22 protein-coding genes are annotated in these 21,554 nt (G+C 62.6%); 9 read left to right on the top strand and 13 right to left on the bottom strand.

The genetic code is table 11. The features are described 5' to 3' along the window. The first annotated feature begins 34 nt into the window (after positions 1-34). Together creD and ACCQ08_RS08180 are read left to right on the top strand one after the other, a co-directional pair. Positions 35-1,450 carry a cell envelope integrity protein CreD gene (gene creD / locus ACCQ08_RS08185; RefSeq protein ID WP_373449436.1) on the top strand — a complete coding sequence of 472 codons (1,416 nt, stop codon included), beginning with the start codon at positions 35-37 and terminating at the stop codon, positions 1,448-1,450. Then, positions 1,447-1,644 carry a hypothetical protein gene (locus ACCQ08_RS08180; RefSeq protein WP_239810296.1) on the top strand — a complete coding sequence of 66 codons (198 nt, stop codon included), beginning with the start codon at positions 1,447-1,449 and terminating at the stop codon, positions 1,642-1,644. The genes creD and ACCQ08_RS08180 overlap by 4 nt, the downstream gene beginning before the upstream one ends. A gap of 66 nt (positions 1,645-1,710) precedes the next feature. Here ACCQ08_RS08180 and ACCQ08_RS08175 read toward each other — a convergent pair whose 3' ends face one another. Genes ACCQ08_RS08175 through ACCQ08_RS08155 form a run of 5 tightly spaced genes read right to left on the bottom strand, consistent with a single transcriptional unit; the run spans position 1,711 to position 5,953 of the window. Beyond that, a complete protein-coding gene (locus ACCQ08_RS08175) occupies positions 1,711-2,349 on the bottom strand; it encodes a hypothetical protein (RefSeq protein WP_373449435.1) in 639 nt (212 codons plus the stop codon). Further along, complete coding sequence (locus tag ACCQ08_RS08170) at positions 2,349-3,020, bottom strand: ABC-type transport auxiliary lipoprotein family protein (RefSeq protein ID WP_312413777.1); 672 nt, start codon at positions 3,018-3,020, stop codon at positions 2,349-2,351. Before ACCQ08_RS08170 ends, ACCQ08_RS08175 begins: the two co-directional genes overlap by 1 nt. Before the next feature lie 10 nt (positions 3,021-3,030). Further along, positions 3,031-3,996, bottom strand: a complete 966-nt coding sequence (locus tag ACCQ08_RS08165) for an MlaD family protein (protein ID WP_239810293.1) — start codon at positions 3,994-3,996, stop codon at positions 3,031-3,033. Between the two features lie 2 nt (positions 3,997-3,998). After that, a complete protein-coding gene (locus tag ACCQ08_RS08160; protein ID WP_373449434.1) occupies positions 3,999-4,826 on the bottom strand; it encodes an ABC transporter ATP-binding protein in 828 nt (275 codons plus the stop codon). Positions 4,827-4,828: 2 nt separating this feature from the next. Beyond that, on the bottom strand, positions 4,829-5,953 hold the full coding sequence (locus ACCQ08_RS08155) for an MlaE family ABC transporter permease (RefSeq protein ID WP_373449433.1): 1,125 nt from the start codon (positions 5,951-5,953) through the stop codon (positions 4,829-4,831). 298 nt (positions 5,954-6,251) lie between these two features. Between ACCQ08_RS08155 and ACCQ08_RS08150 the strand changes: the two genes are divergently transcribed. Together ACCQ08_RS08150 and ACCQ08_RS08145 are read left to right on the top strand one after the other, a co-directional pair. Beyond that, positions 6,252-7,934: a GMC family oxidoreductase gene (locus ACCQ08_RS08150; protein ID WP_373449432.1), complete on the top strand. Its 1,683-nt coding sequence runs from the start codon at positions 6,252-6,254 to the stop codon at positions 7,932-7,934. Between the two features lie 535 nt (positions 7,935-8,469). Then, positions 8,470-9,228: a TSUP family transporter gene (locus tag ACCQ08_RS08145; protein ID WP_239810289.1), complete on the top strand. Its 759-nt coding sequence runs from the start codon at positions 8,470-8,472 to the stop codon at positions 9,226-9,228. A gap of 124 nt (positions 9,229-9,352) precedes the next feature. Here ACCQ08_RS08145 and mrdA read toward each other — a convergent pair whose 3' ends face one another. The 4 genes from mrdA to ACCQ08_RS08125 form a co-directional block, all read right to left on the bottom strand. Then, positions 9,353-11,305, bottom strand: a complete 1,953-nt coding sequence (mrdA, locus tag ACCQ08_RS08140; RefSeq protein WP_239810288.1) for a penicillin-binding protein 2 — start codon at positions 11,303-11,305, stop codon at positions 9,353-9,355. A 20-nt stretch (positions 11,306-11,325) separates the two neighbouring features. Continuing rightward, positions 11,326-11,844, bottom strand: a complete 519-nt coding sequence (mreD, locus tag ACCQ08_RS08135) for a rod shape-determining protein MreD (protein ID WP_239810287.1) — start codon at positions 11,842-11,844, stop codon at positions 11,326-11,328. A 37-nt stretch (positions 11,845-11,881) separates the two neighbouring features. Next, entirely contained in the window at positions 11,882-12,823 is a 942-nt protein-coding gene (mreC, locus tag ACCQ08_RS08130) for a rod shape-determining protein MreC (RefSeq protein ID WP_239810286.1), read from the bottom strand. Between the two features lie 287 nt (positions 12,824-13,110). Then, complete coding sequence (locus tag ACCQ08_RS08125; protein ID WP_021026802.1) at positions 13,111-14,157, bottom strand: rod shape-determining protein; 1,047 nt, start codon at positions 14,155-14,157, stop codon at positions 13,111-13,113. Positions 14,158-14,369: 212 nt separating this feature from the next. Between ACCQ08_RS08125 and gatC the strand changes: the two genes are divergently transcribed. The 5 genes from gatC to ACCQ08_RS08100 all read left to right on the top strand — a co-directional run bounded on the left by gatC (position 14,370) and on the right by ACCQ08_RS08100 (position 19,613). Further along, entirely contained in the window at positions 14,370-14,669 is a 300-nt protein-coding gene (gene gatC, locus ACCQ08_RS08120; RefSeq protein WP_239810285.1) for an Asp-tRNA(Asn)/Glu-tRNA(Gln) amidotransferase subunit GatC, read from the top strand. 142 nt (positions 14,670-14,811) lie between these two features. After that, the gene (gatA, locus tag ACCQ08_RS08115; protein ID WP_373449431.1) at positions 14,812-16,287 is read left to right on the top strand and encodes an Asp-tRNA(Asn)/Glu-tRNA(Gln) amidotransferase subunit GatA; all 1,476 of its coding nucleotides are present in this window, start codon (positions 14,812-14,814) and stop codon (positions 16,285-16,287) included. A gap of 20 nt (positions 16,288-16,307) precedes the next feature. After that, on the top strand, positions 16,308-17,762 hold the full coding sequence (gene gatB, locus ACCQ08_RS08110; protein ID WP_373449430.1) for an Asp-tRNA(Asn)/Glu-tRNA(Gln) amidotransferase subunit GatB: 1,455 nt from the start codon (positions 16,308-16,310) through the stop codon (positions 17,760-17,762). Between the two features lie 49 nt (positions 17,763-17,811). Next, positions 17,812-19,110 (top strand): AAA family ATPase, encoded by a 1,299-nt coding sequence (locus ACCQ08_RS08105; protein WP_373449429.1) that lies wholly within the window; start codon positions 17,812-17,814, stop codon positions 19,108-19,110. A gap of 185 nt (positions 19,111-19,295) precedes the next feature. Beyond that, positions 19,296-19,613 (top strand): hypothetical protein, encoded by a 318-nt coding sequence (locus tag ACCQ08_RS08100; RefSeq protein WP_373449428.1) that lies wholly within the window; start codon positions 19,296-19,298, stop codon positions 19,611-19,613. A gap of 211 nt (positions 19,614-19,824) precedes the next feature. Here the strand turns inward: ACCQ08_RS08100 and ACCQ08_RS08095 are convergent, their stop codons facing one another. From ACCQ08_RS08095 to ACCQ08_RS08080, 4 genes are all read right to left on the bottom strand, one after another. Further along, positions 19,825-19,977, bottom strand: a complete 153-nt coding sequence (locus tag ACCQ08_RS08095) for a transcription initiation factor TFIID subunit D10 (protein ID WP_239810282.1) — start codon at positions 19,975-19,977, stop codon at positions 19,825-19,827. 207 nt (positions 19,978-20,184) lie between these two features. Beyond that, a complete protein-coding gene (locus ACCQ08_RS08090; protein WP_373449427.1) occupies positions 20,185-20,985 on the bottom strand; it encodes a hypothetical protein in 801 nt (266 codons plus the stop codon). A gap of 108 nt (positions 20,986-21,093) precedes the next feature. Further along, the gene (locus ACCQ08_RS08085) at positions 21,094-21,252 is read right to left on the bottom strand and encodes a hypothetical protein (protein WP_239810280.1); all 159 of its coding nucleotides are present in this window, start codon (positions 21,250-21,252) and stop codon (positions 21,094-21,096) included. A gap of 38 nt (positions 21,253-21,290) precedes the next feature. After that, positions 21,291-21,419 (bottom strand): hypothetical protein, encoded by a 129-nt coding sequence (locus tag ACCQ08_RS08080; RefSeq protein WP_312413822.1) that lies wholly within the window; start codon positions 21,417-21,419, stop codon positions 21,291-21,293. Positions 21,420-21,554 lie beyond the last annotated feature (135 nt).

Below are 21,554 nucleotides of genomic sequence, written 5' to 3'. Positions count from 1 at the left end.
TCGCCGCACCGATACACAGAGCAACGAGGAATGCATGAAAAACAGACTGGTGCAAAAGGCCCTGAGCCTGGCCATCACCATGGCGCTTTTGATGGTGGCGCTGATGATGATCAGCGATGTGGTGCGCGACCGCATCTACAACCGAGACCGCGCAGTACAAAGCGTGGTCAACAGCACCGCCGGTCCGCAGACCTTGTTCGGCCCGGTGCTGGCCCAGCGCTGCACCCGTGAGGTGAGCGGCAAGGACAGTGAAGGGCGCGTGGAAACGCGGCTGGTCAGCTTTCAGCGCTACGCGTTGCCCGACGAGCTCAGCCACCAGACACGTGCCGAGATGCAGCCCCGCGCCCGTGGCCTCTACCAGGTCAACACCTTCCTGATGCATGACAAGCTGGTGGCGCGCTTTGCGCCGGGCAACCAGTTGCAAGGCAAGCCTGAGGGCAGCGCCGTGCGCCACTGCGATGCGCCGCGTCTGGTCCTGCCACTGAGCGATCCGCGCGGCATCCGCAGCGCGACCCTGCAGGTCGATGGCAAGCCACTGCCCCTTGAGCCGGGCACCGGCCACAGCGTCTACCCCCGGGGCCTGCAGTCCAAGACCCTGGCTGCCGGCGCCAGCGGCGGCGACAGCAACGCCACGATGGAGGTGGTCGTGCTGCTGCAGCTGATGGGCACCGAGCGCGTGGCCTTTGTGCCGCTGGGCGGCACCAACCAGGTCAGCATGCAGGCCGACTGGCCCCATCCCTCGTTTGGTGGCAACTTCCTGCCGCTGGGCCGCGAGGTCAGCGAACAGGGCTTCACCGCCAGTTGGAGCATTCCTGCGCTGGCCTCGTCGGCACGCCAGGCTTTTGTCCAGGAGCGCTCGCTGTGCAGCCTGGGCATCGCCGATACCAGCTACGCCTATGCGGCCGAAGAAAGCCAGTGCCTGGAGCAGTTCGGCACCAGCTTCATCGACCCGGTCAACCCTTACAGCCTGAGCGACCGCGCCACCAAGTACGGGGTGCTGTTCGTTGTGCTGACCTTCGTGGCCGTGGCCATGTTCGAGGTGCTCAAGAAGCTGCGCGTGCACCCGGTGCAGTACCTGCTGGTGGGCTCGGCGCTGTGCATTTTCTTCCTGCTGTTGATCAGCCTGTCCGAGCATCTGGGCTTCACACAGGCCTATGCGATTGGCGCCGGCGCCTGCGTGCTGCTGCTGGGCTACTACGCCAGCCACATCCTGGGCAGCCTGCGGCGCGGCCTGCCGTTTGCGGCGCTGATTGCGGTGATGTATGGCCTCTTGTTCGTGCTGCTGCAGCTCGAGCAGACGGCGCTGGCCGTCGGCTCGCTCGCACTGTTTGCCGTGCTGGCGATCGTGATGGTGGCCACGCGCAAGGTCGACTGGTATGCGTTTGGCAAAGGCGACAACCCCGAGCCCGCCCCGAAGACCTGGGCCCAAGGCCTGCAGGAGCGCGCATGAACACCGACCACCGCATGGAAAAGCAGCGCCAGCAATGGCGCCTGGCCCAGCGCCAGATGAGCCGCAGCCAGTTGCGTGCGCTGCGTGACCAGTGGCTGGAGCGTGGCAGCCAGCTGCCACTGCAGGCCAATGCCCGGCGCCTGATGTGGCTGCGGCTGCGCTGCTCGCTGCTGCTGGCCCAGCAGCGGTTCTGAGCGCCGCTACCACCCCATGCAACCAGGCAGCCCTCGGGCTGCCTGGTTGCGTTTCAAAGGTGGTGCCTATTTGGCAGGCGGCGCGCCACTGCCCCGGCTCAGCGCGCGCAACCGTGCCTCCGGAGACAGGCCGCGCACGCACTGCACATTGGCGTCGCCCAGCAAGCTGTCGCACTTGCGGATGGCGGTGTCCAGGTCGGCTTCGCGCTGGCGTTCGGCCTGGCTCTTGGGTGGCGTGAAGATGGAGACCTCGCTGGCCGCCTGCTGGTGCGCATCCTGGATGCCGGCCGCGCGCTTTTGCTTGGCCTCGCGCAGGCATGCCTGCTGCGCGCTCTTGCTGTCCTTGTCGTTGCCGACATGGCGGCTCTTGCAGTCCTCGGCGGCCAGCGCATGGCGCCGTTCCACCTGGGCCGCAAGCGCCTTGAAATGGTTGTTACCGCTGGGGTGGCGCCGCGCCTGCAGCGCAGCGGCATCGACCTGGTGCTGGGTCTCTGCCTCCAGCAGGCAGCGGCGCTGGGCATTGGGGCCGCCAGCCAGCTGCTTGCAATGCGCCAGCGCCCGGTCCGCCTGCGCATCGAGCTGCGCCACCGCCTCCCGGTAGGCATCGTCGCCCATCTCTGCGGCCAACAGCGGCACCACCGCCATGGCACCCAGCATCCAGGCGGCCGACGCGCGCCACAGCGGGCGCCTCCATGCTGCGCGCATCAGCGGTTCTGTTGACGCAGCCAGGTATCGAGCTGCTGGGCCACCTGGTCGGTGGCGGCCGCCAGCGATGCTGCAGCGCCCGCAGCATCTGCGCTGGTGGCCGGTTGGCGGGCATCGAACACCTGCTGGGCCAGCCAGCGCTCACCCTTGGGCGTGATCTCGCTCAAGGTGGCGCGCATGCGCAGCACGCCGTGGCTGGACTGGGCCGAGTCAAATACCTGGCTGAAATCGACCACCTCCAGGCGCAGCATCGCGGGGTACGCGGTATTGCGCAGCAGCGGCGTGGCGCCATCGTCATCGAGCACGACGGCCCGCTGGCCGCTGAGCACATCGCGCATGCGCTGCTGGATCAGCTGCATCGCCGGCAGCACCCAGCTGGCCTGGGTGTAGGGCCGCAGTTCGCGCGCATCCGCATAGGCCAGCCGGTAGTAGATGGAAGCGCTGGCATCGGGTACCCCGGCCGCGCGCACATCGGCCAGAACGAGGGGCTCGGTCGTCGCGGCGGGCGTGGCCGGTGCCGCCAGGGCCTGCGCCGGTCCGAAGTCATAGCGTGCCACCGGTTGGGGCTTTTGCGGCAGTGCCGAACAAGCGGCCAGCACCGCCACGGCCGTCACCACCAGGGCGGCACGGCCAGCGCCGTGCAGGCGGCGACGCAGGGAAGTAGAAATCATGGCATCCATCCTATCGGCCGCTGCCCACGGCGGGCGGGGCTACAAAACCTGGCTCGCCAGGGCCTGGCAGCGCATTGGAGCTGCCATAGATCAGAGACTGCGGGTTGTTCTTGAACGCATCGGCCGTATCGCCCATGCGGCGCGCGGCGGCGCCCACATCGTGCATCGTGCGGCCCATGGCGGGCAAGGTGCTGCGGTTGAAGTTGTCGGCCGCGTCGCTGACCTTCTCGACCGCCTGGCCCATCTGGTCAACAACCCCACCCTTGGCCGCCAGGCTGCCGACTGCAGCGCTGACGTCGTTCGAGGTTTTCTGGATACCGGCCAGCGTCTTGCGCGCATCCTGGGCCACGGCAGGCAGGCTGTCGAGCGCCGGATCGAGCTTGGTATCGACGGTGACGACCAGGCGCTTGCTCAGCTGGTCCAGGCTCTGGGCCGCCTGGCCCAGGCTCTTCATGCTGTCCACCAGCACCTGCTGGTTGCCCGGGCTGAGCAGGTCGTTGACCTTGCGGGTCGCATCTTCCACCTGCTGCAGGATGATCGGTCCCTGCTCGGCAATCTGGCCAAAGGGCGAAGGCTTGACGCGCAGGCGCGGAATGCCATCGGGGCCGGGCGGCAATGGCGTGGTTTCGGTGTTGTCGTCATCGAGCTGGATATGGGCCAGGCCCGTGACACCCTGGTAGCCCAGCATCGCGTAGGTGGTTTTGGTGATGGGCGCTTCCGAGTTGACCGCGATGATGATCAGCACCGTGCCGTCCTTGGCCGGGTCGAACTCGATCTTGGTCACGCGGCCTACGGCCACGCCCTTGTAGCGCACCGCGGCCTGCGGCTGCAGGCCGCTGACGGTCTCACGGGTGGACAGTTCATAGCGCGTGTAGTTCGTGTTGTCACGGCCCATCCACAGGCTCAGGAAGATGACCAGCGCCGTGAGCAAGACCACAAACAATCCAGCCGCCAGTGCGTGTGATTTGTTTTCCATAGCTATCCCTTCACCCCACCAAGCGCCACCGGAGCCATTGCACGGCGTCCACGCTCACCCAGGAAGAAATGTTCAATAAACGGATGCTTGAACTGCACCACTTCGGCCGGTGTGCCCGAGACAATCACTCTTTTTTCGGCCAGCACTGCCACGCGGGTGGACAGCGCAAACAAGGTATCGAGGTCATGGGTGACCATGACCACGGTCAGCCCCAGCTCGGCATGCAGGTCCTTGAGCAGATCGCAGAACTCGTCCGAGCTGTTGGGGTCGAGCCCGGCGGTGGGCTCGTCGAGCAGCAGCAGCGGCGGGTCCATGATCAGCGAGCGCGCCAGTGCCACGCGCTTGATCATGCCGCCCGACAGGTCGGACGGCATCCGCGTTGCATGCTCGGGCTTGAGGCCCACCATCTGCAGCTTGACCATGGCTGCATCACGCACCACATCCTTGGGCAAGGTTCCCTGCTCGCTGAGCGGAAACGCGATGTTCTCCAGCACATTGAAAGCCGAGAACAGCGCCCCTTGCTGGAATAGCATGCCGATGCGCGAGGCCGCGCCCCGCAGGCTCAGCTCCCGGACCGGCTGGCCCATGATCAGCACCTCGCCCTTGGCGGGCTGCAGCAGCCCCAGCATCTGGCGCAACAGCACCGATTTGCCGGTGCCCGAGCCGCCGACCAGGGTCAGGATCTCGCCCCGGTAGACGGCCATGTCCAGATCCTGGTGGATCGCAAAGGCCCGCTCGCCCTGGCCGAACACGGTCCACAGCTTGCGGATATCAACGACCTTCTCATCGCTGGCCGCTGCGTTGGGTGGGGAGGATACCGCCTTGTCCATCACTAGAACCCCACCTTGCGGAATGCAATCGCAAAGATCGCATCGAGCACGATCACTGCGGTGATCGAGATCACCACCGACGAAGTCGTGCCCCGGCCCAGGCTCTGGGTGTTGGGCTCGACCTCCAGGCCCCAATGGCAGGCAATCAGCGCAATGGCTACGCCAAAGGTGACCGACTTGGCCAGTGCCAGGTAGAGGTTCGCAATATCGACCGCGCCGGGCATCGCCTGCAGGAAATAGGCGGGCGATACGCCCATTGCGGCATCAGCCGCCATCATGCCGCCGACCAGCGCGCAGACCGTGGTCCACATCGACACCAGCGGCATCGCCAGCGCCAGCGCCAGTGCGCGCGGCATCACCAGGCGGTAGCCTTGCGCAATGCCCATCACCTGCATTGCATCGAGCTCTTCGTTGACCCGCATCACGCCGATCTGCGCAGTGATGGCCGAGCCGGTGCGGCCGGCGACCAGGATCGCACCCAGCAGCGGTCCCAGCTCGCGCACCAGCGAGATTCCCAGAATATTGACGATGAAGGCATCGGCACCGAACTGGCGCAGCTGCAGCGACATCAGATAGGCCAGCACCACACCGATCAGAAAGCCCACCAGGGCCGTGATCGGCAGCGCTGTGGCGCCCATCGCATACAAATGGCCCGACACATCGCGCCAGGGGCCGCGCAGCGGGTTCTTGATGAGGCGCAGCACATCCAGCAGCAGCTGCCCGACCATCTCGACCATGCTGCGCACATGGGCCATGAAGCCCAGCAGCACCAGGCCCAGCTGGATCAGCCAGCCCCACCAGTTGACCTTGGTCTCCGGCGGGCAGCCCATCGTCAACGAGGCCACCCGCTCCAGCATCTGGCGCTGCAGATCGGTGGTGCGCAATTGCGCAGGCCACTGCTGGCCCCAGTGGTCCCACAAGAGCTGCGCGCCCACATGGTCCAGCCACTGCACCTCGGACAGGTCCCAGCCCTGTTCTTTGCCCGGTGCCGCGCCATCGAGCTGGCGGCGCAGATCGCGCCACAGCGAGCGCTGGCCCAGCTCAGCCGCGCCCCAGCGTCCGCGCAGCTGCGCCCAGCGCTGCGTGCCGTCCTGGTGTTGCTGTAGATGAGGGGCTGTATCGTCCATGGGTCTAAAAACAAAGCGTGTCGCCCTGCGCGCACGCCATTCGCACTATAGCCGGTCTGTTACCCGGTCGCACCCTGCGCGCTGGCGATCACAGCGCGTGCCTCTGTAGGAAGGTATCGCCGAGCCGCAGCACTGCGGCATCTACACCACGCTTGGCGGCCAGGGACCGGCAGTAGGCGCGGTGGGTGACAGGACATTGGTTTTCCCGCTTGGCAAGCCCGGCATACTGACCACAAACTTGCCGATTCATTCGATGGACCGTGGGCGCCCGGCGCTCCCCCTGATAAGAAGACCGCACATGCAATCTGGAGACAACACAAGTTTCGACTACATCGTCATCGGTGGAGGCACGGCGGGCGCACTGCTGTGCAACCGCCTCAGTGCCAAGACCCATAACCGGGTGCTGCTGATCGAGGCGGGCTGGCGCGATGACTACCACTGGATCCACATCCCCGTCGGCTATTTGTACTGCATCGGCAACCCGCGCACCGACTGGCTCTACAAGACCGAGCCCGATGCCGGTCTCAACGGCCGCAGCCTGCTCTACCCGCGCGGCAAGACCTTGGGCGGCTGCTCCAGCATCAACGGCATGATCTATATGCGCGGCCAGTCCCGCGACTACGACCAGTGGGCCGAGCTGACCGGCGACGCCCGCTGGCGCTGGAACGACACGGTCAACTACTTCAAGCGCCATGAAGACCATTGGCGCCTGGACCAGGAGGGCGAGACCAGCCCCAGCTTTGCGCAGTGGCATGGCAACCGCCGCACTGGCAGCACCGGCGAATGGCGGGTCGAGAAACAGCGCCTGCGCTGGGATATTCTGGATGCCTTTGCGCAGGCGGCCCAGCAGGCCGGCATCCCCGCCACCGATGACTTCAACCGGGGCAGCAACGAAGGGGTGGGCTACTTCGAGGTCAACCAGAAGAACGGCTGGCGCTGGAATACCGCCAAGGCCTTCTTGCGGCCTACCTGCTATGGGCGCTCGAACTTCGAGATGTGGACCAATGCCCAGGTCAGCCGCCTGGTGCTGGAGCGCCAGGCCGACGGCCAGCTCGCCTGCACCGGGGTGGAGGTCTGGACCGGCACCGAGATGACCATCGTCAAGGCGGACAAGGAGGTGGTGCTGAGCGCGGGCGCCATCAACTCGCCGCAGATCCTGCAGCTCTCGGGCATTGGCCCCGGCGCGTTGCTGCAGCAGCATGGCATTGCCGTGCAGCATGACCTGCCCGGCGTCGGCGCCAACCTGCAGGACCATCTGCAGATCCGCTCGGTCTTCAAGATCGATGGCGCGCCCACGTTGAACGTGCTGGCCAGCAACCTGTGGGGCAAGGCACAGATCGGGCTGGAATACCTGCTCAAGCGCAGCGGCCCGATGAGCATGGCACCGTCGCAACTGGGGGCCTTTACCCGCAGCAGCCCCAGCCAGCCCCATCCCAACATCCAGTACCACGTGCAGCCGCTGTCGCTCGATGCCTTTGGTCAGCCGCTGCACAGCTTCCCGGCCTTCACGGCCAGCGTCTGCAACCTCAACCCCACCAGCCGTGGCACCGTGCAGATCAAGAGCGCAGACTTTCGCAGCGCCCCTGCGATTGCGCCCAACTACCTGTCCACCGCCGAGGACCGCCAGGTGGCAGCCGACAGCCTGCGCGTGACCCGCAACATTGCCGCCCAGCCCGCATTGGCCAAGTACCAGCCGGTGGAATGGAAGCCCGGCGCGCAGTACCAGAGCGATGAGGACCTGGCGCGCCTGGCCGGCGATATCGCCACCACCATCTTCCACCCGGTGGGCACCACTAAGATGGGTGCGGACCACGACCCAATGGCCGTGCTCGACAGCGAATTGCGCGTGCGCGGCGTGCGCGGCCTGCGGGTGGTCGACGCTGGCGCCATGCCCACCATCACCAGTGGCAACACCAACTCGCCCACGTTGATGCTGGCCGAGCGGGCTTCGGAGTGGATCCGCGCCAGCCATGGGCCATGATGGTGCGCTACAGAGTTTCAGCCCGGTTACGGCCGCTGCTGCGCTGACCACGTCCCCTTGGGGGGCTACCGACCGGTTCACGGGCGCTGAAACGGCAGTTTTGTCTCATTTTTTGCTGTTCCGGGGCGGCTGGGCGCGCGAATGGGGCAAAAAGTGGCGCCATCCTGCAATCTGCACCAAATCAGTTACCTTTGGGGTAAATCCCAATGCACCATGCAGGTGCGATGGCCTATAGTAGAGGCACTCGAGGCACTGAAACAGTGCTCTGCGAGAGGACCGAGGAGACATCTCAACAATTCGAACATTTATATAAGGCATCAATAAAAACGAGATGCTCCTTCAAAGCGCCCTTCGGGCGCTTTTGTTTTTCTGGCGTCCCATGCGCCATCCCTCCTCTGTCCCAGGCCTTGCATCGCGACCCGGCAAGGCCACGCGCCTGCCCCGTCCAACACCGCTGCTGTTCCGTTGGCGGCCTTGCATTTAGCCGCCCTGGTACGGTGCCAGCCCCCCGTTGGCGGTGCGACAATCTCGCCCCATGGAATGGATCTTCGTTACGCTCGCGTCCATGTTCGCGGGCTTTGTGGATGCGGTCGTCGGTGGCGGCGGCCTCATTTTGGTGCCCGCACTGTTTGGCGCTTTCCCCGCTGCACCACCGGCCACCTTGCTGGGCACCAACAAGAGCGCCGGCGTCTGGGGCACGCTGATCTCAGCGCGCCAGTACGCCAGGCGCGTGGACATGCGCTGGGCAGCCATTGCACCGGCGGCAGGCGCAGGTTTTGTCGCCTCGCTGCTGGGCGCCTGGGCAGTGACTGTGGTCGATCCGAGCATGCTGCGCAAGGCCTTGCCGATCATCCTGATCGCCGTGCTGGCCTACACCTTGTACAAAAAGCAGCTGGGCCAGACCCATGCGCCGCGCTACAGCGGCCGCGCCGAGGCCTGGGTGGCCTGCGCGATTGGCGCCACCATCGGCTTCTACGACGGTTTCTTTGGCCCCGGCACCGGCAGCTTCTTCGTATTCTTGATGGTGCGCTGGCTGGGCTACGACTTTCTGAACGCTTCGGCCAGTGCCAAGATCCTGAACATCGCCACCAATGTGGCAGCGCTGATCCTGTTCACCGCCAAGGGCCATGTCTGGTGGCACTTTGCGGTTCCGCTGGCCGCTGCCAACATCCTGGGCAGCATGCTGGGCACCTGGATGGCCTTGAAAAAGGGCTCGGGCTTTGTGCGCGGCATGTTCATCGTCGTCGTGGCGGCGCTGATCCTCAAGACCGGTTACGACGCCTTTTTGCGCTGAACGGCGGCCTGGGTGCTGGCCTGCATGGCCAGCCCTGCCCGGGCATGGCCCTTCGTCCTTCACCGCCTGGTTCTAAGGCGGTTTTTTGTGGCCTGGTGCGCTGCCCCGCCACGGGCCCACGGGCTTACTGCGGTGGCTCGGTCTGCGGCTTCAGCTGGATATCTTCGACGCGCCTTGGCGTGCCCATCGGAGCACGGCCATCGCCGCGCTGCATCGCGGCAATATCGGCCTCGCTGGGGTATTCACCCAGCAGCCAGTAGTCGATGATGCGGCGGGCAATCGGGGCAGCCGAGCCGGCGCCAAAGCCAGCGTTTTCCACGATCACGCCGACAGCGATCTTCGGGTCTTCGGCCGGTGCAAACGCGATGTACAGCGCATGGTCGCGCTGACGCTCGGCCAGACGCGCGGCATTGTACTTTTCCTTCTGGCCAATGCTGATGGCCTGGGCGGTGCCGGTCTTGCCGCCGGCCGTGTAGCGGGCCGTGCCGAAGGAACCGCGCCCGGTGCCACCCGTCACCACCGACACCATGCCGCGCTTGACTGCATCCATATTGCTTTGCTTGTAGCCCAGGTTCACGGGCGGCGGCTGCTCAATGGGGCGGCGCTCGCCGGTCACCGGGTCGATCAGCGAACGGCCTACATGCGGCACCCGGCTGTTGCCGTTGTCCAGGATCGTCGCCAGCGCATGGGTCAGTTGCAGAATCGTGAAGTTGTTGTAGCCCTGGCCAATGCCCAGCGAGATGGTCTCACCGGCATACCAGCGCTTTTGCTCGGGGCGCTTGTAGGTTTCGCGCTTCCAGGTGGTGCTGGGCAGCACGCCCCGCACTTCACCGGGCAGGTCGATACCGGTGATCTGGCCAAAGCCCAGCGGCTTCATGAAGTCATGGATCGCATCCACACCCATTTCATTGGCCAGGGTGTAGAAATAGACATTGCTCGAATGCTGGATCGCGCGGTTCAGATCGACAGGGCCCAGCGCATGGCCGGAGCGGAAGGTGTGGCCGCCAAAGGTCCAGCTGCCGCCGTCCTGGATGATGGTCGACGGGGTGCGCTTGCCCGTCTCCAGCCCGGCCAGCCCCATGAAGGGCTTGTAGGTCGAGCCGGTCGGGTAGGTGCCGCGCATCGCCCGGTTGAGCAGGGGCCGGTCGATGGATTCGTTCAGCGCCTTCCAGCTTTCCTGGTCAATGCCTTCGACAAAGATATTGGGGTCGAAGGTGGGCTTGCTGACCATGGCCAGCAGCTCGCCGCTGCGCGGGTCGATCGCAATGGCCACGCCCCGGCGCTCGCCATACAGGTCCTCGACCATCTTCTGCAGCTTGATGTCCACCGACAGCACCACGCTCTCGCCCGGGGTGGCCGGAGAGCTGTCGAGCTTGCGCACCGCATGGCCGCCGGCCGACGTTTCCATGCGCTCGACGCCGGTGTGGCCGTGCAGTTCCTTCTCGTAGCTGGCCTCCACGCCGGTCTTGCCGATGTATTCGGTGCCCCGGTAGTTGGCCGCTTCGTCGGAGTCGTCGATGCGCTCCTTCTCGCGCTGGTTGATGCGGCCGATATAGCCGATCAGATGGGCACCGGTCTCACCCATCGGGTAGGAGCGAAACAGGCGTGCCTTTACATCGACGCCGGGGAAGCGGTAGCGCTGGGCGGCAAACTTGGCCACTTCCTGGTCGGTCAGGCGCGAGCGGATCGGCAGCGAGTCGAAGTTGCGCGAATCCTCACGCAGGCGCTTGAAGCGGCGGCGGTCGCGCGGCGTGATCTCGATCAGCTCGGACAGCGCATCGATGGTCTCTTCCACGTCGCTGACCTTGTAGGGCGTGATCTCCAAGGTGTAGGCCGAGTAGTTGGTGGCCAGCAGCACGCCATTGCGGTCATAGATCTGGCCCCGGTTGGGCACGATGGGCACCACCGCTGTGCGGTTGCTCTCGGCCTGCGCCAGCAGGTCATCATGGCGCTCGATCTGCAGCACATACAGGCGTGACAGAAGAATGCCGAAGCACAGCACGACCACCAGACCGATGACGACCACCCGCAGCCGAAAACGGCTGAAGGCACGGTCTGAGTTCTGGATCTCGGTCATGGTCTGCGCAAACGCCCCGCTTACAAGGGGCGGTTTTCGTCATCGTCGGGCGGCTGGCGCTGGGGCAGCTGCAGCAGCCAGCTGACCAGCGGCCACAGCAGCACGCACCACAGGCCAGGCGTCAGAAAGCCCCAGCCCGGAAAACTGCCGCGCAGCAACAGCCGCAACAGCATCAGCACCACGTCGGAGGCGAGGAACAGCGGCATCACCTGCACCGCCTGGGCCATCACGCTCAGCCAGGTGATGCGCTGGCGCAGCAGCGCCACGCCATACAGCACGCCCGAGTACACCAGCGCATGCAGTCCCAGCAGGGACGACTGGTGCACATCCATGCACAGGCCCAGCACAAAGGCCCAGCCCATGCCGATCTTGCCGGGCTCATGCACGCCCCAGTAGACGAGCACCAGCAGCAGCACGTCGGGCAGCCACAGCGCGCGGCCCAGCGGCAGCATGTTGATCATCAGCGCCAGCACCAGGGTCAGCGCCACAAAGCCTGGGGGAACAGGGAGCAGCAAGGGCTGCCCACGCGGCATGATCATGGCTGCATTCCTGGGGTTCGGTTCATCGGAGCCGGCATCATCCGCGCTTGCCCTTGCGGGGGGTGGAGGCCGGACCTTCCTGGGTCTTGGTTTCCGCCGGCGGGCGCGGCGGCAGCGCGTCCTCGGGCAGCGGGTTGATCACCATCACGAACTGCGTGCCGAACATCTGTGCCAGCGGCTCGCAGTAGACGCGCGAGAACGGCGAATCCGCGCGGCGCTCGATCTTGACGATGCGCGCCACCGGCAGGCCGGGCGCATAGACGCCGTCCACACCGCTGGTGGTCAGCAGATCGCCTTCCTGGATATCGGCATTGCTGGGCATGAAGCGCAGCTCCATGCCGCCACCGTAGGCATTGGTCGGGTCGCCATAGGCGACAGCCCGGGCGCCGGTGCGCGGGTTGAGCACGGGGATGGCCTGCTCCCGGTCGGTCAGCAAGGTCACCTCGGCGGACATCGGAAACACCCGGGTTACCTGGCCCAGCACACCCATCTCATCCATCACGGGGGAGCCACGCGCAATGCCGGCAACCTCCCCCTTGTCGATCACCACACGGCGGTTGAACGCATCTGCCGTCTCGTATACCACCTGGGCGGCGCGCCCCTCGGTCTTGAGGCGGGGCACCAGATTGAGCAGCTGGCGCAGGCGCTGGTTCTCGTGGTCCAGGGTCTCGACCAGGTTGGCACGGTGCGTCAGTGCAATGGCGTTTTTCTCGGCCGTGACGGCGGCGGCCTGGGCGGTATGCAGGTCTTCGAAATACTTGGCGCCGCCCTGGGCCAGCAGCACCGGCTGCAGCATCACCCACTGCAGCGGAAAAAGCACGGTGGCGACGGCCTTGCGCAGCGGCTCGGTCAGCTTGAAGCGCACGTCCGCCACCATCAGGAACACCGCCAGCGCTACGCACAGCGCCAGACGCACATTGGCGCTGGGGCCCTGGGGCCGGAAAGTGGGGATACCGCCGGAGAAGACGTTGCGTGCCATGCGGTGCCTCAGCAGGACCGGGCCCGGTGGCCAGCGCCCGGCCCGGACGCGTGCCGGTCCGCCGGTCGGCGGTCAGCACGGTGGACAAAAGGCAATGGCAGGGACATCGGAGAAAGGCGAAAAATCAGAAACGGGCGCATCACAGCGGCGAAGCATCCAGCAAGGCTGCCTTCACATGGCAAGCGGCCCAGCTGCCGGATACACGTCGGGCGGGCCTGCGGCATGCGATGCAAGCATTGCCGCTGACGCACGCCATTATTGCGTAACCGCCGCGAAGGGTGCCTCTGTTACTCGCTGGTGAAAATCGTCACACCCTTGCGATCCAGGGTGTCGAGTGCAATACCGCAGCCGCGCACCACACAGGTCAGTGGCTCCTCGGCCACCAGCACCGGCAGGCCGGTCTCTTCGGCCAGCAGGCGGTCGAGGTCGCGCAGCAAGGCGCCACCACCGGTCAGCATCATGCCCCGGTCGGCAATATCGGCACCCAACTCGGGCGGGGTTTGCTCCAGCGCGTTCTTCACCGCAGAGACGATCTGGTTGAGCGGCTCGGTCAGCGCTTCCAGCACCTCGTTGGAGCTGATCGTGAAGCTGCGCGGCACGCCTTCGGACAGGTTGCGGCCCTTGACTTCGATTTCCTTGACTTCGGAGCCTGGGAACGCAGAGCCAATGCTCTTCTTGATCAGCTCGGCGGTGGGCTCGCCGATCATCATGCCGTAGTTGCGGCGGATGTAGTTGATGATGGACTCGTCAAACTTGTCGCCACCCACGCGGACACTGCCCTTGTAGACCATGCCGCCCAGCGAGATCACGCCCACTTCGGTGGTACCACCACCGATGTCGACCACCATCGAGCCGGAAGCCTCGGACACCGGCAGGCCCGCGCCGATACCGGCAGCCATCGGCTCTTCGATCAGCTCGACCTGGGTCGCGCCGGCCTTGAGCGCCGCATCCTTGATCGCACGGCGCTCGACCTGGGTCGAGCCGCAGGGCACGCAGATGATGATGCGGGGGCTGGGCGAGAGCAGGGTGCGGGGGTGCACCATCTTGATGAACTGCTTGATCATCTGCTCGGTGATCAGGAAGTCGGCAATCACACCGTCCTTCATCGGACGGATCGCTTCAATGTTGCCAGGCACCTTGCCCAGCATGGCCTTGGCTTCGCGGCCTACGGCCTGGATGACCTTGCGGCCATGGGTGCCGCCTTCATGGCGAATCGCAACGACAGACGGTTCATCCAGCACAATCCCCTTGTCGCGTGCAAAAATCAAGGTGTTGGCCGTGCCCAGGTCGATGGCCAGGTCGGTGGAAAAGTAGCGACGGAACGCTCCGAACATGCAGGTTTCCTCTAGGGCATGGGTCGCGCTTCGGCGCTCCATCGCCCTTCATTGGTGTGTGGTGAGATGACAGAAGGGTTTTTGATGCGCAATGACCGACGTTGCCGCGTTATTGCGTCAAAGACGGGATAATACTCTATCCCCTGTGAATAACTTACAGGGCAACGCTTTCCGGCCCCGTTTTTTTACGACTGGTTTACATACGACTATCTATGGCCCTGACAAAAGATGACATTGCCCGCATCGCCAACCTGGCGCGGCTCGAATTATCCGGAACCGAGAGTGAGCGCATGCTCTCGCAGATGAATAACTTTTTCGGCATTGTGGAGAAGATGCAGGCTGTGGATACCTCCGGTGTCATGCCCCTGTCACACCCCGTGGCCGCGATCCAGGAAATCAGCCTGCGCTTGCGTGATGACGTCATCAGCGAACCCAATAACCGGGAGGCCAACCAGCGCAGTGCCCCTGCCGTGGAAAAAGGCTATTTCCTGGTACCCAAGGTGATTGAGTAATTCACAGCATCTTCAGGCCTGGTGGGCCCTGGCAACAGCCGGCCCCCGGCCGTGGTGGCGGCACCAGGCTGCACCACGGCCCTGAGACCGGCGCGCAGCGCCCTATCCCATTCACCGAGATCGCCAAGATCGCGAGATTTGCATGAGCATCCCTACCGAATTGCATGACTTGAGCGTGGCCCAGCTGGCCGCCAAGCTCAAAAGCCGCGAAGTGTCCTCCGTCGAGGCTGCGCAACATTTCCTCACCCGCGCCAAGGCCCACCAGGACCTGGGCGCCTATGTCCATATCCATGAGGAGGTGACCCTGGCCCAGGCCCGTGCCGCCGATGCCGCCATTGCAGCGGGCACGGCCGGCAAGCTGGCCGGTGTGCCGATTGGCCACAAGGACCTGTTCGTCACCCAGGACTTCCCCACCACCGCAGGCAGCAAGATGCTGGCCGGCTACCAGTCGCCGTTTGACGCCACCATGGTGAGCAAGCTGGCCGCTGCCAGTGCCGTGACCCTGGGCAAGCTGAACATGGACGAGTTCGCAATGGGCTCGGCCAACGAGAACAGCGCCATCAGCCCGGTGCGCAACCCCTGGGACACCAGCCGCGTGCCTGGTGGTTCGTCCGGCGGCTCGGCAGCCGCCGTGGCTGCGCGCCTGGCGCCCGCAGCCACCGGCAGCGATACCGGCGGATCCATCCGCCAGCCCGCGTCGTTCTGCGGCATCACCGGCATCAAGCCCACCTATGGCCGCGCCAGCCGCTACGGCATGATCGCCTTTGCCTCCAGCCTGGACCAGGCCGGCCCGATGGCGCGCACCGCCGAGGACTGCGCGCTGCTGCTCAGCGAGATGTGCGGCCCCGACCTGGACCGCGACTCCACCAGCCTCGACCACCCGGCCGAAGACTTCAGCGCTCACCTGAACGACTCGCTGGCCGGCCTGCGCATTGGCGTGCCTGCCGAGTTCTTTGGCGATGGCCTGAGCAGCGATGTGCGCGCCGCCGTCGATGCCGCCCTCAAGGAGTACGAAAAGCTGGGCGCCAAGCTGGTGCCGATCAGCCTGCCGCGCACCGAGCTGTCCATCCCCGTCTACTACATCATCGCCCCGGCCGAAGCCTCGTCCAACCTCTCGCGCTTTGACGGCGTGAAGTTTGGCCACCGCGCCAAGGACTACACGGACCTGGTCGACATGTACAAGAAGACCCGCGCCGAAGGCTTTGGCGACGAAGTCAAGCGCCGCATCATGACCGGTGCCTATGTGCTCTCGCACGGCTACTACGACGCCTACTACCTGCAGGCGCAAAAGATCCGCCGCATGATTGCCGACGACTTCCAGGCCGCCTTCAAGGACTGCGACCTGATCGCCGGCCCCGCTGCGCCCACCGTGGCCTGGGCGCTGGGCGGCAAGAGCGACCCGCTTGCCAACTACCTGGCCGACATCTACACGCTGCCCGCGTCGCTGGCCGGCCTGCCCGGCCTGAGCGTGCCTGCCGGCTTTGGCGAAGGCGGCATGCCCGTGGGCCTGCAGCTGATCGGCAACTACTTTGGCGAAGCCAAGCTCCTGAACGCGGCCCACCAGCTGCAGCAAGCCACCGACCACCACCTGCGCCAGCCCACCGGCATCGCGAAGTAACGCAGGGAGGAACACAGAACATGACCGAAACAACCGTCAAGCTCATCAACGGCTACGAAGTGGTGATTGGCTTTGAAACCCACACCCAGTTGGCCGCCAACAGCAAGATCTTCAGCCGCGCCAGCACCGCCTTTGGCGCCGAGCCCAACACCCAGGCCTGCGCCGTGGACCTGGCCCTGCCCGGCACCCTGCCGGTGATGAACAAGAAGGCCGTCGAGTGCGCGATCAAGCTCGGCCTGGCGCTGGGCAGCACCATTGCGCCCGTCAGCATCTTTGCGCGCAAGAACTACTTCTACCCCGATCTGCCCAAGGGTTACCAGATCTCGCAGTTCGAGATCCCGGTGGTGCAAGGCGGTGAGGTGAGCTTCTTCGTCGGCGACCAGAAAAAGACCGTGCGCCTGGTGCGCGCCCATCTGGAAGAAGACGCCGGCAAATCCGTGCACGACGAATTCATCGGCCAATCGGGCATTGACCTGAACCGCGCCGGCACGCCGCTGCTGGAGATCGTCACCGAGCCCGACATGAGCAGCACCGCCGAGGCCGTGGCCTATGCCAAGGAACTGCACAAGATCGTCACCTGGATCGGCATCTGCGACGGCAACATGCAGGAAGGCTCGTTCCGCTGCGATGCCAACGTGTCGGTGCGCAAGCCCGGCCAGCCGCTGGGCACCCGCCGCGAGATCAAGAACCTGAACTCGTTCAAGAACATGCAGATCGCCATCGATTACGAAATCCGCTGGCAGATCGAGGAGATCGAAGACGGCCGCGCGATCCAGCAGGCCACCGTGCTGTTCAACCCCGACACCGGCGTGACCCGCGCGATGCGCACCAAGGAAGACGCGGCCGATTACCGCTACTTCCCCGATCCGGACCTGCCGCCGCTGGTGGTGGCCGACAGCTGGGTGCAAGCCGTCAAGGCCGAGATGCCCGAGCTGCCGCGCCAGCGCGCCGACCGCTTTGTGGCCGACTACGGCCTGCCCGAGTACGACGCCACCACCCTGACCCAAAGCCAGGCCATGGCCGACTACTTTGAAGCCGCCGCCAAGGCCAGCGGCCAGCCCAAGCTGGCCAGCAACTGGGTGATGGGCGAGATCTCGCGCCGCCTGAACCTGGAAGAGATCGGCATGGACCAGGTCAAGGTCAGCGCCGCGCAGCTGGGCACCCTGATCGCCCGCATCCACGGCAATGTCATCAGCAACAACAGCGCCAAGCAGGTGTTCGAGGCGCTGTGGAGCGGTGAAGGCGCAGATGTGGACGCCGTCATCGACGCCAAGGACCTGAAGCAATCCAACGACACCGGCGCGCTCGAAGCCATCATCGACGAGGTGATCGCCGCCAACCCCGGCAATGTCGAGCAGTACAAGGCCGGCAAGGACAAGGCCTTCAACGCGCTGGTCGGCCAGGTGATGAAGGCCTCCAAGGGCAAGGCCAATCCAGGTCAGGTCAATGAACTGCTGAAGGCCAAATTGGCATAGCTACTTTTCGTTACTTCTGATAAATTAGCCTCCTTAAGGAGGCTTTTTTATGCTTGAAATATCGGTCGCAGGATACAAATCTATAGGGAGTTCCACTTCCGTACGTGTGCGAGGACTCACAATCCTTTCGGGAAAAAATAGCTCTGGGAAATCGAGCTTTATGCAACCAATATTGTTAATAAAGCAGACTCTTGAAAGTAATTTCGATACTGGCTCCATACTATTAAATGGCCCCAATGTAAAACTAACAGATTCATCGCAAGCTTTTTCGAGCTCGAGCGGCGCGAGCTCAAAGGTATTCACTCTAAAAATTCAGAGCATTTCCAACACGACTGTTAATAACACAGGCATCAATCTTGAGTTTACTAAAGATAAAAATCTGGGATTGATATGCAGTAGAGTGGAAGCTAGAAATCCCATTACGAACACACCTATATCAATAAACAAAGATTCTACAGATTCAGATATTAGGAATCAGCTACCGAAATTTAGCAGCGAAGTAATTAAAAACTCCTTTGAAAATCTAGAAATAGAATCATGGTCAGTCCGTCAAAACAAATGCCTGCTCGATCTAAATATAACTATAAAAAGCCCAAGTATAAGCATCCCACTTAACATCACTGATTTAGTTGAAAAAACTGCCAGCCAAATTATTCATGTACCAGGAATCCGCGGCAATCCCGAACGCTCCTATAGAATATCCACATCAGCCAATAGATTCACTGGATCTTTTGATCCTTATGTGGCCAGCATAATTCACACGTGGAAAAATTCATCGAATAATGAGGCAAAAACAAAAGCAACCGAGCTTATTGCCGATATGAAATCGCTGGGACTAGGCAGCGAAATAAGAGCAAATAAAGTAAATGACACTCAAATCGAGATAGAAATTTCCAGATTTATTGGCTCGAAAAGCAATGATGTAGTTAACATTGCAGACGTAGGATTTGGCGTAACGCAGACTTTACCCGTCCTCACATCCTTAATTGCTGCCGACGCAAATCAGATCGTCTATATTGAGCAGCCTGAATTACATCTACATCCCAAAGCTCAATTTCAACTAGCTTCAATATTAGCAAAAGCGGTCAGTAGAGGAGTGAAAGTAATAATTGAAACACATAGCGCAATATTGATAAGAGGAATACAACTCTCTGTGGCAAAAAAGCGCCTAAACCATAACAGCATTGATCTTTACTGGTTCACTCAAGACACGGCCGGAAACTCAAAAACAGTCGCATCCGAAATGGATGCCTTAGGCCGTACTGGAGATTGGCCTTCCGATTTCGATGAAGTTAGCCTAGAAGTAAATAGAAGCTATCTAAATGCTGTTGAAAGCGCACAAGAATGATAAATATCGTCATAGATGCTGACATCGCTTCTGCTGCTGGGACCACTGCGCATCCGGTCTCTTCCTCATGCAGGCTCCTTTTAAATCTGGTGCATGATAATGGACACTCCGTCTCGTATTGTAAAAAATTAAGGAAGGAATGGGATGACCATCAATCCCACTATTTCATCGACTGGCGTGCGCTGATGTTTACGAAGAAACGGCTTCATTTAATAAACCACAATGAAGACTTTAATACATCTATAGCAGCTTCTGATGCCGCCGATGAAATCAAGGCAATTGCATGTAAAGACAGTCATCTACTCGACATTGCAGCTGCTAACGGTCGCTCAATCGCTTCACAAGATGAAAAAGCAAAAGCTGCATTTTATGCAATTCCAGAAATAAAACATAGCATAAGAGAAATAACTTGGATAAATCCAACAACGGATGTAGAAGATTTACAGAAAATTTTTAGCAAAAACAGTCATAACATTAGCAATGAGTACAAATGCTTTAAATAGAATTTGAAACTAAAATTTTTTTCAAATTTATCTTAGACAAGTTACAATGAAAAATTAGAAAACCTGCTAGCAGGTTTTCTAATCATCACGAATAATCATCGGCATTACAAAGCCCAAAGTTTATAGAGCTAAGCGAACGCACCCTTCTACCAAACAATCTAATGGTTAAATATGCTTATTGGTAAATGGTACAACCGAAGTAAAATTATCCTCAGCGCTGCTGCTGCGACCGGTCTTGCTGACCAGGCTGCTTTTGCTGCGGCGACTGCTGCTGGTGTTGCTGCTCTTTTTGCGAACCGGATTTCTGGCCCGATTGCTGCTGGTTCACCTGGTTGGGATGGCGTTGGCTGTTTGGCTGATTCATAGCGTTAGCTCCTTCAAGATGATGACGGGGCGACATTGCCCTGCCATGGCTCTATAGTCGCGCCGCCGCAGAAGGGCCGGTGTAGGAATTGACGCGCCGCCTGCATCGAGACGTTTCTCTGCACACATTTTGCAAAGCCGCATGGCGCTCTTGCCTGGGGCGATCGGCGCAAGTCCACAACATTCCTTTTCCTTCCTTCACAGAAGTTCAAGCTTGGGTTGACTCCCAGCGGTCGGCCATGTCTTCGGTATAGCCCATGACCAGGATGCGCTGGGTTTGCAGCACCGCTGGCAAGGCTTGCCAGCCCGGATGGGCCCGCAACGCATCATCGCCTGAGGCATACAGCGCCCGCAAATCCTCTACCAGCGCCTGGGCCTGCGCCGCATCCGGCGGCTGCGGGCGGGCCAGCGCCATCCAGGCGGCGCCTATCGCATACAGCTGGTAGCCATGCTGCTGCCCCAGATGCTGGTGGATGGCATGGTTCTGAAAGCTGTCCCAGTCGGCGCTGAAATAGCCATTGGGCTGGCCGGCGATCAGCGGGTCGGCATCGGCGAGCGGCAGGCGCTGGATGTAGATGACCTCGTCCAGCAGCAGATCGGGGCAGCGATTGGCGGCCAGCAGCGCGTCGATATCGCTGCCGCTCAGCGCCAGGCTGCCGCAGACCTCGGCCCAGCGTTGTGGGCCCTGGGCCTGCCGCAGTTGCCGCGCGCGGTGCTGCAGCGCCTGCAGCTCCCAGGCGGCCTCCTGTGCCGGATCGTCCCAATCCATGTCCGGGGGGCTGGCCAGGGAGAGCCGATCATCCTGGCTGGCATGGCCGCTGGTGTAGCTGGCCTGCTGGATATCGTCCAAGGTGCTCAGGTAGCGGAGGCCGGGGCCGGCGGCACGCAGCGCCTCGACATGGGCCAGCAGTGCAGCGAGGCTGGTCACCTCCTCCAGCCACTGGTAGGCAAAGGGGTAGTTGGCGCGGCGGTACGGGGGGTTGGGCTGCGCGAAGAAACCGGTGTTCATGGCAATCTGCTGGCGAGGGGGTCAAGGACGCCAGTATCGCCGCTGCCAACGCTGCTGCGCCCACGAAAAAGCCCGCTGGAAGCGGGCTGTGGCGCAGCGTTCAGCAGATCAGCACATCTGTGCATTGCTCGGCGTCTTGGGCTCGGTGCCCAATTGGCGGCGGTTGCATTTGCACTGCTGCTGCGAGTACTTGGCCTCGCGCAATGGCTGCCCCTGTTGCAGGGGCCAAGGTTGCTGCTTGGTCATCGGCAAAGGCAGGTGTTGCATGGCTGGCTCCGTGTGATCTGGCTGCGTGCCGTCGCTGTCTACTTCTGCGACTGCTGCTTGCGGTCTTGCTGGCCCTGTTGCTGCTGCTTGGGGGACTGCTGCTGTTGCTGCTGTTCCTTTTTCTGCGCAGGCTGTTGGTTGGACGCCTGGCGGTTCTGCTGAGTCATCGCTATCTCCTTCAGTGTCAAGTTGGGAGGGGCGGCAGGCTCTGGGCACTGCCGTAGCTAGATGGTGCCGCAGGTGCTGCGCCGCGCTTGTAGGAGTTTTGGAGATCTGAATGGCTTTACGTAAACGAGCCGTTC

This window comes from Comamonas sp. SY3 (genome assembly GCF_041730275.1).
Taxonomy (GTDB): domain Bacteria; phylum Pseudomonadota; class Gammaproteobacteria; order Burkholderiales; family Burkholderiaceae_C; genus Comamonas; species Comamonas sediminis.
Note: the sequence above shows the minus strand (reverse complement) of the source record. Positions and strands in the feature narration are given on the sequence as shown.